This is a genomic window from Neobacillus sp. WH10 (assembly GCF_030123405.1).
Classification (GTDB): domain Bacteria; phylum Bacillota; class Bacilli; order Bacillales; family Cytobacillaceae; genus Neobacillus.
Genome location: NZ_CP126110.1, coordinates 2,842,020 through 2,854,588, shown reverse-complemented (window position 1 = coordinate 2,854,588; position 12,569 = coordinate 2,842,020). Strand labels below are relative to the sequence as shown.

At 34.6% G+C, this 12,569-nt stretch carries 18 protein-coding genes; 10 read left to right on the top strand and 8 right to left on the bottom strand.

All coding sequences use genetic code 11. The features are described 5' to 3' along the window. Nucleotides 1–17 precede the first annotated feature (17 nt). From QNH20_RS13510 to QNH20_RS13490, 5 genes are all read left to right on the top strand, one after another. On the top strand, nt 18–629 hold the full coding sequence (locus QNH20_RS13510; protein ID WP_283923411.1) for a VanZ family protein: 612 nt from the start codon (nt 18–20) through the stop codon (nt 627–629). Between the two features lie 336 nt (nt 630–965). Then, entirely contained in the window at nt 966–1,331 is a 366-nt protein-coding gene (locus QNH20_RS13505) for a replicative helicase loader/inhibitor (RefSeq protein WP_283918526.1), read from the top strand. 541 nt (nt 1,332–1,872) lie between these two features. After that, nucleotides 1,873–2,148 (top strand): hypothetical protein, encoded by a 276-nt coding sequence (locus QNH20_RS13500; protein WP_283918525.1) that lies wholly within the window; start codon nt 1,873–1,875, stop codon nt 2,146–2,148. 53 nt (nt 2,149–2,201) lie between these two features. Continuing rightward, nucleotides 2,202–2,639 (top strand): GNAT family N-acetyltransferase, encoded by a 438-nt coding sequence (locus QNH20_RS13495; protein WP_283918524.1) that lies wholly within the window; start codon nt 2,202–2,204, stop codon nt 2,637–2,639. Between the two features lie 143 nt (nt 2,640–2,782). After that, nucleotides 2,783–3,007 (top strand): hypothetical protein, encoded by a 225-nt coding sequence (locus QNH20_RS13490; RefSeq protein ID WP_283918523.1) that lies wholly within the window; start codon nt 2,783–2,785, stop codon nt 3,005–3,007. 129 nt (nt 3,008–3,136) lie between these two features. Here QNH20_RS13490 and QNH20_RS13485 read toward each other — a convergent pair whose 3' ends face one another. From QNH20_RS13485 to QNH20_RS13470, 4 genes are all read right to left on the bottom strand, one after another. Continuing rightward, nucleotides 3,137–3,370 (bottom strand): hypothetical protein, encoded by a 234-nt coding sequence (locus QNH20_RS13485; protein ID WP_283918522.1) that lies wholly within the window; start codon nt 3,368–3,370, stop codon nt 3,137–3,139. A gap of 21 nt (nt 3,371–3,391) precedes the next feature. Continuing rightward, a complete protein-coding gene (locus tag QNH20_RS13480; RefSeq protein ID WP_481857974.1) occupies nt 3,392–3,634 on the bottom strand; it encodes a hypothetical protein in 243 nt (80 codons plus the stop codon). 3 nt (nt 3,635–3,637) lie between these two features. Then, nucleotides 3,638–3,871 (bottom strand): hypothetical protein, encoded by a 234-nt coding sequence (locus QNH20_RS13475; RefSeq protein WP_283918520.1) that lies wholly within the window; start codon nt 3,869–3,871, stop codon nt 3,638–3,640. Nucleotides 3,872–4,109: 238 nt separating this feature from the next. After that, nucleotides 4,110–4,787: an SOS response-associated peptidase gene (locus tag QNH20_RS13470; RefSeq protein WP_283918519.1), complete on the bottom strand. Its 678-nt coding sequence runs from the start codon at nt 4,785–4,787 to the stop codon at nt 4,110–4,112. Between the two features lie 489 nt (nt 4,788–5,276). Here QNH20_RS13470 and QNH20_RS13465 point away from each other — a divergent pair, with 489 nt between their 5' ends. The 3 genes from QNH20_RS13465 to QNH20_RS13455 all read left to right on the top strand — a co-directional run bounded on the left by QNH20_RS13465 (nt 5,277) and on the right by QNH20_RS13455 (nt 6,718). Beyond that, on the top strand, nt 5,277–5,744 hold the full coding sequence (locus QNH20_RS13465) for a DUF3291 domain-containing protein (RefSeq protein WP_283918518.1): 468 nt from the start codon (nt 5,277–5,279) through the stop codon (nt 5,742–5,744). A 177-nt stretch (nt 5,745–5,921) separates the two neighbouring features. After that, entirely contained in the window at nt 5,922–6,110 is a 189-nt protein-coding gene (locus QNH20_RS13460; protein WP_283918517.1) for an amino acid transporter, read from the top strand. A gap of 56 nt (nt 6,111–6,166) precedes the next feature. Next, entirely contained in the window at nt 6,167–6,718 is a 552-nt protein-coding gene (locus tag QNH20_RS13455) for a GNAT family N-acetyltransferase (protein WP_283918516.1), read from the top strand. 679 nt (nt 6,719–7,397) lie between these two features. On the opposite strand, the gene QNH20_RS13450 is transcribed toward QNH20_RS13455, so the two are convergent. Both QNH20_RS13450 and QNH20_RS13445 read right to left on the bottom strand, forming a co-directional pair. Then, a complete protein-coding gene (locus QNH20_RS13450; RefSeq protein ID WP_481857973.1) occupies nt 7,398–7,994 on the bottom strand; it encodes a glycosyltransferase in 597 nt (198 codons plus the stop codon). Nucleotides 7,995–8,612: 618 nt separating this feature from the next. Continuing rightward, nucleotides 8,613–8,834 carry a spore germination protein gene (locus QNH20_RS13445; protein ID WP_283918514.1) on the bottom strand — a complete coding sequence of 74 codons (222 nt, stop codon included), beginning with the start codon at nt 8,832–8,834 and terminating at the stop codon, nt 8,613–8,615. Nucleotides 8,835–8,997: 163 nt separating this feature from the next. Between QNH20_RS13445 and QNH20_RS13440 the strand changes: the two genes are divergently transcribed. Beyond that, nucleotides 8,998–9,222, top strand: coding sequence for a spore germination protein (locus tag QNH20_RS13440; protein WP_283918513.1), 225 nt, complete (start codon nt 8,998–9,000; stop codon nt 9,220–9,222). A 140-nt stretch (nt 9,223–9,362) separates the two neighbouring features. Next, nucleotides 9,363–9,587, top strand: a complete 225-nt coding sequence (locus QNH20_RS13435; RefSeq protein WP_283918512.1) for a spore germination protein — start codon at nt 9,363–9,365, stop codon at nt 9,585–9,587. Nucleotides 9,588–10,052: 465 nt separating this feature from the next. On the opposite strand, the gene treR is transcribed toward QNH20_RS13435, so the two are convergent. Together treR and treC are read right to left on the bottom strand one after the other, a co-directional pair. Next, on the bottom strand, nt 10,053–10,772 hold the full coding sequence (gene treR / locus QNH20_RS13430) for a trehalose operon repressor (protein WP_283918511.1): 720 nt from the start codon (nt 10,770–10,772) through the stop codon (nt 10,053–10,055). A 14-nt stretch (nt 10,773–10,786) separates the two neighbouring features. Continuing rightward, a complete protein-coding gene (gene treC / locus QNH20_RS13425) occupies nt 10,787–12,454 on the bottom strand; it encodes an alpha,alpha-phosphotrehalase (RefSeq protein WP_283918510.1) in 1,668 nt (555 codons plus the stop codon). Nucleotides 12,455–12,569: the final 115 nt, after the last annotated feature.

Here is a 12,569-nt window from a genome sequence, read left to right as displayed (position 1 = left end):
GAGTAGTGAAAAAACGCATGATTTTACTTAATGGCAGTTTCATTATTTTTCTTGGCGTGATCTGTTATATTATTGGGCGTGGGATTTTTTTAGGACTAAAACATAAAAACAAAAAAATAGTATATTGGTTAAAGGAAATATTTTACTTTCTCTTTGTTTTGTACTTGCTAATGGTTATATCCGTAACACTTTTTCCATTGGCATTGTGGATTGATTTTCATTGGGAAAATATTAAGTATGGTATTAATCTAATTCCGCTTGTATCTATTATTAAAGATATCAGATCAATAGGCATAGCTTATGATGGTGATACCGTGTTCATGATTAGTCTAATTGTTAGAAATGTAGGGGGCAATATTTTATTATTAATGCCTTTAGGATTTTTTGTACCCATATTATTTAGAAAAAATATTAAGAGAACTGTTATCCTAGGATTTTTCATCTCAGTTAGTATCGAATTTATTCAGTTTTTTGAACTATTAGCCGGCGGGCGCGGTCGTACTGTCGATGTTGACGATATTCTTTGTAATGTTATAGGTGCTTGTTTTGGGTACCTTATTTTTAAATTAGTTGATCGATTTCAAATAAAATTTTTACAAAACCTTAATCCCGAGAAGATGAACATGTAGATTATTTGAATTTCCAAAAAAGAATATTGCATGTTTGAAGATAAAATTAGATTTATTAATTGGTAGAGATGAGATAAATAGAATTAACAAAATATTATGGGGATTATATCGAGATAAATTTCAACTTAACAGAAGACTATATACACTTTAATTTTTATCACATTAAAAATTCAAAATTTGCCATTCGATCATTGAATTAACTAAGATTTTTAACGCCGGTATTTTTTATCGTTAATCGATAAGGAAAATACCCAATTATCAAAAAAGAGCACAGCTTTTGTGCTCTTTTCTAATTTTTGGTCAATACTAGAAACTAAGAATAAAAAGGGGGCACGTATGATACAGTGGGCATCGATTGAAGGAGTGAAAAAAATGACTAAGCAAGAATTAATCAAATTATTGGTGTTAATAGAATCTGTTTATTCTTCCTGTATAACAAAAGATGATACGATACTCCGATGGTTTGAATTTTGCTCGAATATGGACTATGAAAAAGTGATGATAAAGCTTCAAAATCATATTAGAAAAAGCCCCTATCCCCCTACTATTACGGACATTACAGTGTTTACTGCAGAAAGCGAAGACTTTTCAGAGAGGATGGCATCATGGAAAAAAAAGGGGGAGGATCAAATTGAACAGGATAGGAGAAGTGGAAACCAAGGACCACTACCGGCATGGCTGCTTGAATATACACTAAGATGATCGAAGCTGAGAATATGCAGCTTAATGCTGTATTTTTAGGGTGTAATTTAATAAGAACCATACTGGTAAGTGACACCACCACATAATTTATTATGAAAAACACCAAATCCGCCCATGCCTTTCCATTGTTTCAACATAGTCTAGACAGTAACCTATATAAAGGAGATGGGCTCAAATGTATGATTTGAGACATTTTAACGTAGGAATGAGCTGGGTAGGATTCCCAGGGCATTGTGGGCATTGAGACAGGCATAGAGAATTCCTATGGGTGTTGGATATGTAGGGATGGCGGATTTCCCACTATTTAACCGAAGTCAACCTTCTATAAGAAATATCAATAATTAAAATATAGAAAGAATATAATTTGGTGATATGCTCTGCCGCTTTAGGAAATTGCCTTAGTAATTCAAGGCTTTTTTCTTTGAACATTAAAATTATGAGCATCTAAAAAGGAATTAAATGAAACTTAAAGAATAGTAAATAAGGAACAGAAGTGAATAGGTTGTTGATAGGTTTAGCAGGACGTGCGAGGGGGTGGAATATGTATCAAGTATTATTTGTTCTTATTTTATTTACATTAATTATTTCAATTGTTAAATTGATGTTAAATAGGAAATGGACATTGATCTATACTGCTTTTGGATATGATACGTATTTTGCAATAGCTGCAAAGTTAAAAAGTGCAGGTGTTAAATATAAAACAATAACGCCGCTAAATTTCAGAGACGCCGTGCATTCTAAGGATAATACACAATATGATGTATATGTAAAAAAGGGAGAAGAGCATCTTGTATATCCAGTTCTACATGGAAAATAAGTTAGTATTTTAGATTTTAGCAATTCACTATATTTAAGACAGGAGGAAACAATATGCTGATCCAAAAAGTAACCATAAACGAACTCGATTCTTTAACGGAATTATTTAATTTGTACAGGGTGTTTTATAACCAAAAGTCTGATGTGAATAGTGCGAGGAAGTTTTTAACGGAAAGAATCTTGAAAGAAGAGTCCGTAGTGTTTATCGCTCTTAATGGACATGAGTCGCTTGGTTTTGTTCAGCTCTATCCGTCGTTTTCAAGTGTGAGTATGCAGCGGTCATGGGTATTAAATGATTTATTTGTAAAGGAAACTGCCCGTGGACAAGGAGTGGGAGAGAAATTAATGAAAACGGCGATTGAATTTGCTAAGGAAACAGGGGCAAAAGGAGTTTTGTTAGAAACTGCCAAGGATAACACGACAGCACAAAGACTCTATGAAAAAATTGGTTTTATAAGAGAAGGAAATTATTATTATTATTTTTCTAATTAAAACTCGAGGATGCTTTTATAATTTATCTATTTGTGATAATGAATCACTCCATCGTTATTTCATTTATTTTTCGATTTTCATTAAGTTTAATAACCATTTTTCTGTTAAATTGAAATTATAGGTTATTTAGAGGGGAGAATTAAATGAAAAATTTAGCGCTTACTAATGAGATTCTGAATGGCAAAGTATATATGGTCGAAATGCAAGATGGTGAAATTAGTTCCTTTCGAATTTTAAGCGAAACGCCCACACATTATATTTTTTCCTATTCCACAAATGAATCAGTAGAAGTATTTGAAAAATCAAAGAATGATGTTAATGGTATTTTTGATGTAAGAGAATGGTGGAACGCTCAAAAGGAAAAGTGAAACCCTCTTGGTTAAAAAGACTTCAATTTTTCCGAACTCTTTTGATCGGATGCGTTCCTTGATAATAAAAGATACAGGGGACTTCTTTTTAATGAGGTCCCCTGGGCTATTTTGGATAAATCCAGTCAATTAAATAATACTATTCTTCTCAACCAAACTGTCACTAAAGTCAGAATCGTAAATATAGGAGATTGGGATAATCATTGGGACAAAATCGCCATTTTGTTCACCATATCCTTGGTTACGTTTATAAGAAACAAACTGATCAATAAACTGGTTTGGCCCCATATTCATCACGGAACCGTTGTCGAATACATTGACTTTTAGATCCCCAAAATTAACCACCATAGGCGCAAAAATCAACAAAATCACCCCTAACAACATTTATATAATACTGTTTTTAGCTGTATTGCTATCCGCTACATCAGTGTCATTCAACCATGTAATGGGGATATTAATAGGTGATATATCTCCATTTTGTTCACCAATTCCCTGGTTTCTTTTATAGGAAACTAACTGATCAATAAATTGGTTAGGACCCAAATTGACTAAGGAGGAATTATCAATAACATTTACTTTAAATCCTAAAAAATTGATCGCCATTGGTGCGATATTCAAAAAAATCACTCCCTATGCATGATTTCTTTTCATCGAGGGGATATCAATGATTTCATCATCAAAAACAATGTTTATGGGAACTGCGGCAATCGAAAAATCCGCCATTTGTTGGCCAAAACCTTGGTTTTTTTTTCCGGCAACATTTATATTTTTTAAAAAGGTTGGTCCAACTGAAACAGCACATTTATGACTAGCACTGTTTATTTTCATGCTTTCGATATTGACTTTGGTTGGGATAAAAAACATTTTATTCTCCTTTCAATCTCTAGAGAAAATGCAGATTCCATGTATTTTTACAAATATATTCTTTGGAGTGGATAATAAGACCACCTCGTTGGTGCATGAGTTTGAACAAAAAAAAGAAAGTGGTGGAGGCCACTTTCGAAAGAAGGAAAACTTTTATGGGTTAGTACAGCATATGTTCAAGCTTGTACGTGCATGTAGTGAACATGTCCATTTTTTAAATCTTTTAAAAAAAAGGGCGCTAACAAATTTTTTGAATAAGCTCAATCGAGTTATTTTTAGGTGAGTTGACTAAGGAAGAGACTTCATATGTCTCCATTTCATTTTCATCGAAAGGGACAAGCAATGGTTTTAGACGTGTAGTATCAGAAATTGCTGTATCCAGCCAAATTTTTTCATCTTCTCGTTTCAAAATCGCAGGCATGCGGTCGTGAATATCTTTCATTAATTCATTGGGACCGGTTGTGATCACAGAACAAGTATAGAGTGTTTTACCATCTGGTGACTTCCAGCCCTCCCAGATTCCTGCCATGGCAAACAATTCATTCGACTTAAGTTTTATCCGCATTGGGGTTTTGGTTTTATCTTCATGGCGTTTCCATTCATAAAAGCTATCAGCTATGACGATACAGCGTTTCTTTTTGAAGGCATTCCGAAAGCTTGGTTTTTCTGAAATTGTTTCAGCTCTGGCATTGATCATTTTATTACCAACCGATAAATCTTTTGCCCATGGAGGGACTAACCCCCATTTAAGGAATCCCATCCGATTCACCCTTCCATCATTTATTACCGCTAAAACCGACTGTGAAGGGGCAATATTATAGCTTGGAGAATAAAGCTCTTCCTCTAGGAAGGATTGAATATCGAAATGATTAATGATTTCTTCGAAAGTTGCTGTTAGTGTGAAACGGCCGCACATAAACTTCACCTCGTCAACTAGTTACGAATATTGTAGCAAAATCTTCCCTTAAAAGCATTTTCCAATCTGGATTAAAAAAGATTACATTTTTTTGATTGGACAAACATCTTAAATAAGAAGAATTCCACCTAATTCTTACTCAGCTTACGGGGGCGATTTTTCTATAAAGAAGCATCGCTTTTCCTTATTGAAGTAACGGAACAGGTTGAATGGGAGTCTAATAAATTTGCTAACAAAGTTTGAAAACAGGATAAATCCTTAGTAATATACCAAAAATGGTTATTTATAGTAAAATAGAAATTGTAATCAAATACATATACAGGGGAATATTTGCCTGCTTTTGGCTAGTTTTTCCGTATTGTTGCTTATTTATAGCTGTAATATAAGAATATGTAAATACCTTGTAACTATTGCTTGACAAAGAATTAGTTATGAGAAACCAACTTCCTTGAATATAAATAGGTAAAAACTGTAGATGGAGGTCTGTTTATGGCTTTAGTTTCAATCTATACTGTTGGTAGGTTAAATCACCCCTATGACCACCCTGCCTCTCGTGAATTTTTTGAAGTGGGATATGAAGTATTTCGTCAGGCAAATAAATCAGGACAACTTATAGAGGCATTTTCATCTAATGGAGTCCCTTTTCCTGAAGAAGTCAAAAAGGGGGATGGTTCCCCTATTATTACTCTAACGGTTTGGAAAAGCCTTCAATCCTTATATCGTTTTACCTATTCAGGTAAGCATATGCAAGCGTTGCGAGATAGGGGCAAATGGATGGAGTCTTATCAAGAGAAACACCTTTCATATGTTGTGTGGTGGACAGAGAAGCTGAAGGATATCTCATGGGATGAGGCTTTCAAGAGATACAACTATTATATTCAGAATGGACCCACTCCTTTTGCATTTGATTTTAAGCATGCGTTTGATGAAAAAGGGGAGACATGCTTGGTTAAGTAGCAGTGGGGGGTTCTTGATTAATTGTGAAATTATACATTTAATCTAAAGATGGCGTTGATCCGTGAAGGATTGACTATCTTTTTTATGTACCTTATTAAGCTGCAGGTTCAACAAGTATTTACAATTAATATAATTATAAAATTAATATATGTAAGAATATAGCGAAGGGGTGTTTGTATGAAAGAAGAAAATAAACCATTTAATGATGTAATAGACCACATAAACAAGATAGAAGGAAATGCTGCAGATATTACCAAGGATTCAGTAAAAAAGTTGCCAAAACCATTAAAATATTTTGGGTATTTTCTAGCTGGCTTCTTATCAATATCTATCTTGTTAATGATTATTTTAAATTTATTACACTAACCGCTACTTGATTTTTAAGTCTGGCCACTATCTCATATGATGTATGGAGGATTTTTATGATATATGACAATCAAAATAAAACAATTACCACTAAAAGGCTAGTACTAAGACTATTTCAAAAATCTGATGCAGCACCTGTTTCTAAACTTTGTAATAATTATAATATTTATAAAAGTACATTGTCCCTACCTTATCCATACTCTTTAGAGGATGCTTTGTCGTGGATTGAACGTCATCTTGATAATTTTAATGCTAATAAATCATATGAATTTGCAATAACAGATAAAGAAAGTGGAGAATTATTTGGAGCAATAGCTTTATCTAACAACCAAATGTTTAATAATGGTGAAATTGCCTATTGGATTGGTGAAGAATTTTGGGGAAAAGGATATGCTACAGAGGCAGCGGAAGCAATATTACAATTTGCATTTGCTGAAAAACAATACCATAAAGTATTTGCTCGTTACTTTAATTCAAATCCAGCTTCAGGGAGAGTTATGCAAAAATTAGGCATGAAAAAAGAAGGGATATTAATTGACCATGTTTGGAAAGAAAATCGATATGAAGACCTAGTATATTATGGAATTATTAACTCGGTAGGTTTATAGATCTTATATCGCAAAAGGAAAAAGTTTACAGATCCTACCTTGCATCAATTATCTAAAAAATAATAAACCAGCAATATTGGGGTTTTCCAAGATTTACAATTCATCGTACCATAATCAAGAAAGATAATGCGGCTTATTTATAACCGGTTCGGGTGGATGGGTAGATTTTACCTAAAAGAAAAAGGAGTAAGAAGTATGATGCCGGTGGGTGATATGCTGAATTATTCGCCAAATAGTAGACCGATGGTGAATTAATGGATTCAACTAGAAATTTCTGGATGAACTTATTTTATTTATGGGTGTAAGAGTTAAAGATCCAACTGCCATTTTGGTGGCTTTTTCTAATTGCAATAACGAATTAGGTTTATTTAGAAAAAATAAAGTACAGTGAATTTATTCACCTTGCTTTTCTTATGTTATGATTTTTTATAAAGTTTTCGAGTCTTTTTCAGACAGAAAAGTGTTTTTATCTATATTGTCGATTATAACCCTTATCATATTGTTAGGGGAAAGTATCCAAATCGCATAACTATCGTTAATTTTAAAATCAGTCAGTGTTTATTCAATAATGCAGTTACGTAACCAGCTGCGGTATTTGTTTAAAACCAGTTGTATAAATGTGAGAAAATGCCCCTCATAATGAAAAAATCTCCAGCAGAATGCTGGAGGATTCTTAAGATTATTTTTTAAACTTATCCGGAAATTGCTTTACAACTCCTGCAGAGATAGTATCTGCCATTAGGATAATATGTGTGACACCTTCGTCAATTGAAACGATTCTTGCGTTCCAATCTTTTGCTAAGCTTGCAGATAAATCATTTGTCACTAATTTCAGATGTGCATACAGCAAATTTTTTAGATCCTCATTTTTCAAATAGGGGTTGGCACCGCTAAGGAAAGCTGCTATTTCATCTGCATTTCTATACCATTCTTTGTTTAGCTGTTTCACCAAGGCTTCATTTCCGCTTTTACCCGCATCTACAATCTTTCCCGCAATAACAATATGCTCCTTAAGCAAATCCGTAAGTTTGTTGCCAGCTTTCTCTCCGTATAGTGGCTTTACAGCATTACCAATATCCTCCTGATTTTTTAGAAGCCTAGTCAGTACCAGTTTTTGATCCTCCGCTCCAGCTGTTGTTGCACTTGTAATATAATTACTTGTCCACAATACATGATCAATCCAAAGTCTCCTAAATTGATTTTCGAACTTTACCTCAGATTGGCTAATGCATTGTACCTGCGGTTTTGCGTAAGCACTGGTTGTTCCAGCTACCATGTTTAGAGGAAATTAAAAAATAAATCCCTTCAACAATAATTTTTTCATAAAACCATCTCCTTCCAAAGTTAAAAAGTACCTTTTTTTATTATTGATATATGGGATCTTTATATTCATAAAAATGGTTCTACTGACCCTTTTGATCTGTAAATACGTGGCTTTTTATATGAAGGAGCAAAAAGCCAAGTGACCATTAAACTACCGGGTGCAAGAGTTGAAGAAGGGTGGTAGGAGTTCTAAAAATCATAATAATTTTTAATACAAGCAATTTAGAAGATGATAGACTTTATGAAAATCTTATTAAAGTTGGAAAGGCTCTATTCCCACTTCATACTATTCCTTTAATAGAAAATTCGGTTGGTTTGTAGTTAATTTTGGAATTTTTACTTGGTTACAGTCGGACCATTTTCTTTTGCTACGAACCGCTTACCATTTTTTTCATAATATTAGATGTATCACCCTTTTTTTAACGAATTTCCCATCAAAATAGCACTGGGATTTTTTTGATTTATGTAAGGTTAACAAAGTGCGGATTCGAACCTTTTACATAAGAAAGCCGGACTCCTGCATGCGAACAGGTTCCGGCTTTGCTTATTGCACTAATTTTTTTCGCTTATTTTAGAGATTGCCACTTACTTGTTGGTCCAAGAAATCAATTGCATACGTATTCGTTAAATTTGTACCAGTAATAGCAATATTGAAAACTGCAGTGTTATTGGAACCTGCACCAAAGGCACTTTTTGAAGCAGTTTTTGGAGAAATAACTAGTGAACCGTCAAAATTAACGACTCCTCCTGAAATTTCGTCTATATCAATATTATCTCGGTCATAACCAATCATTTTAATCAACTTCCTTTACCAATTTATACTCTAATGTATGCCAATTAGTTTTATTATGTTTCATGGCATATCTCTTTTTTTGGGCAGTACCTCCAAAGTAGAAGAACAAAGACAGGGATGAAAGCATAGATTAAAATAAACCTAACTGAAAGGATGCCTGCCAATGCCTGCAAATATTTTTGGACCCATACAAATTACTACAATCAGTGCAAATGGTGTGGTCGAATTTGGTGATAGCCTTGTTGTATCACCGAAGGTTGCAAGTAAAACGCCTAGTGGAGCTGGATCATTTAACACAGCAATTTGGGTTATGACAAGTACGGCTGCAAACAATACAATTTTCATTAACTCCAGTGTAACTGATCAGCCAATTTCGGGAACATTATAAGTGCCTTACACCCCATCACTATTCGGCTTCGTACTTCTAGTTTTATAGCTGTACCCGAAAAAAGAACAATGACAGGGAGCAAAGCATAAGTTATTGAAAATAATTTATTGAAAATAATTTTAAATGGAAGGTTGTTTCTAATGCCTGTAACTATTCGTGGACCATTACAAATTCATAACGTCGTTACAAATGGTAATGTCAAATTCGGCGATTCCTTTTTTTTAACACCTAAGGATGTATCGAAGGTGTTTGCTGGGTCTGGAGCAGTTAACATAGGAATAGGGGCTATCACTAATACCGTTGTGAACAGTACGAATTATATTCACCCTGATGTAATTGATCAGCCGAATACTGGAAATAATTAAAACCATTAAGTAAGTTTGGGCTTGTCACCCGAAATGGAAAAGTGAGTTTCGAAAATCCAATATAGAAACGCAATTATGAACACGTCAAATTGGACGTGTTTTTTTACGTTTGGGCACGTTTAGGGGGCACGAATATTCTTCAATTTGAAAGGCGCCGTAGGTGTTTCTATTTGTTCTACTCAACTTCAGAATTTCTTTAGAATTTTCTTTGTTTGTTCCGAAGAAATATTTCTTAATATAAGGATATTAAAAATGAGGGATCTTAACAGAGGATGAGATTAGTAAAATCATTAGCATGGGGCACGACAAGAATAAGACTTATTTATGGAAACAAAAAAAGACTTGGATTACCCCAAGCTTTTTTATATGCTAAATATATTGTTGTTAAATCAACGTTATTTATATGTGATTTGTTTTTCACCACGTTATCGGAACTTTTTAGTAACAGGTAGCTCCTGGTTGGATTTAAGATTTGTGAGTTCTCCTTGCGAAGTCAACAAAACGAAATTTATCAGGGCGGTGCCGTGATTCTGTGTATTGGAAAAGGGTAGCATCCTCCAAGTAAACAAAGTTTTTGATGACGACCACATTGTGAAAGCCTTCAAGATCCAGCAGGGTACGGTCCTCTGTTGTAGGCTCGGCCACGACAATTTCTTTTTTTGCAAAGCTTATAGTTAAGTTTAATTCATTTTCAAGATATTGATAAATCGAGTCGGCACAGATCTCTTCAGTTAATGAAGGGACGTACTTGTTAGATAAAAAATCCTTATCTAAAATGATTTTCTCGCCGCCCATTTCTCGCGTACGGACTACTTTCCAGATAAGGTCTTTACTTCCAAGCTGGAGCTGCTGCCGAATAAAACCATCAGGCTTGATTAATGATAACTCGTTGACGATCGTTTTCGGTTTACTGCCCATTTTACTTGCCAGTTCTTTAAAACTTACTAAGCCTGAAACCGGAAAATCAAATTTGCTGATGTCAATGACAATCGAACCTTTTCCTCTAACTTTTTGAATATAACCATTTTGTGAGAGCAGATTTAACGCCTTTCGAATGGTTTCCCTTGATGTGTTGAATTGGTCCTTTAATTCGTTTTCAGAGGGGAGAAGCGTCTGCTGTGGAATTTCCCCACTTTTAATTTGCTCGACAATACTGTTATAGATGGTTAGGTACTTTTTTGTCATAAGGAAATCTCCGTTCATTTTTTCAAGTAGTACACAATTGATTCATACGGCCTAAGTAGAATATCCTTTCCTCGGAGGCCAGAATCGTCATAATTAGAGAGTAACATCTTGCTCTTATAGTCTTCAAGCTTTAATTGCTTAGGGAGGGAGATTGTTCTTGCTTTGTCATAAAAATTGTTGATAACTAGTAATTTTTCCGATTCGTTTGTTCTTACATATGCAAAAATGTCTTCATTATCATCAAGAATAATCTCGAAAGCACCATCGGTTACCACGTTATATTCTTTTCTTAGTCGATTTAACTTTTGGTAGTGATAAAAAATAGAGTCTGGATCCTGTATGGCATTTTCCGCATTTATTTTATTAAAGTTTGCTGCCGTTTGAATCCAAGGTGTTCCTGTCGTGAAGCCCGCGTTTTTGCCAGCGTTCCACTGTACAGGTGTTCTTGAATTATCCCGAGATTTTTGTTTTAGGATTTCAATAATCTCTTGTTCAGTCAATCCTTCACTTTTTTTGATATTAAAAATATTCAAAGATTCAACGTCGCGATAATCATTGATTGAGTTAAAATTCGGGTTGGTCATTCCGAATTCCTCTCCCTGATAAATATAAGGGGTTCCTTGCATCATATGAAGGGCGGTAGCCAGCATTTTGGCCGATTTCTTGTGATACTTCTTGTCATTTCCGAAACGAGAGACAACTCGGGGCTGGTCATGATTACACCAGAAAAGTGCATTCCACCCGCCGCCTTGATTCATTTCTATTTGCCATTTTGACAAAATCTGTTTCAACGATTGAAAATCAAATTCTGCTTTCGTCCATTTATCGCCATTTGGATAATCAACCTTCAAGTGATGGAAACTGAACGTCATATTCAATTCCTCTTGTTTAGGGTTAGTGTATTTAATGCAATTATCAATGGAAGTAGAAGACATTTCCCCAACCGTCATGATGTTGTATTGAGAAAAGACTTTTTCGTTCATTTCATGTAAAAATTCATGGATTCTTGGACCGTCAGTATAAAATTTGCGTCCATCGCTGTCGTCCAGAGGGAAGTGCTGGTCTTTTGAAATTAAATTTATGACATCCAAACGAAAGCCATCGACCCCTTTTTTTAGCCAAAAATGCATCATTTCATACAATGTTTCGCGAACCTTTTCATTTTCCCAGTTTAAATCTGCTTGTGTAACATCGAACAAATGCAGATAAAATTGTTCTGTCGTTTCATCATACTCCCAAGCAGATCCCCCAAATTTAGACTCCCAGTTTGTCGGAGGCTCGCCATTTTTGCCATCCTTCCAAATATAAAAGTCACGGTAGGGATTATCCTTGGAGGATTTAGCTTGTTTGAACCAATTATGCTCTGTAGAAGTATGGTTTATAACAATATCCATTAGAATTTTTAAGCCGCGTTTATGCGCTTCAGCAAGAAGTCTGTCAAAGTCTTCCATTGTTCCATAATCTTCGTGAATCGAGTAGTAATCGCTAATATCATAACCGTTATCACTTTGTGGAGATTGATAGATTGGAGTGAGCCAGAGGACATCTACCCCAAGTTCTTTTAAGTAGTCTAGTTTTTCAATAATGCCTTGGATATCACCGGTACCATTTCCGGTAGTGTCATTAAAGCTTTTTGGATAGATTTGATAAACGACTGCTTTTTTCCACCATGCTGTTGACATTTCAAACACCTTCCTAAATATATAGAGTTCTCTAATGGGGAAAAGGAGGGAGGTAATCTCCCTCCTTAATTAGGAGTTTTTGATACTATTTTTTATTTACTGAGAATAAATTTTC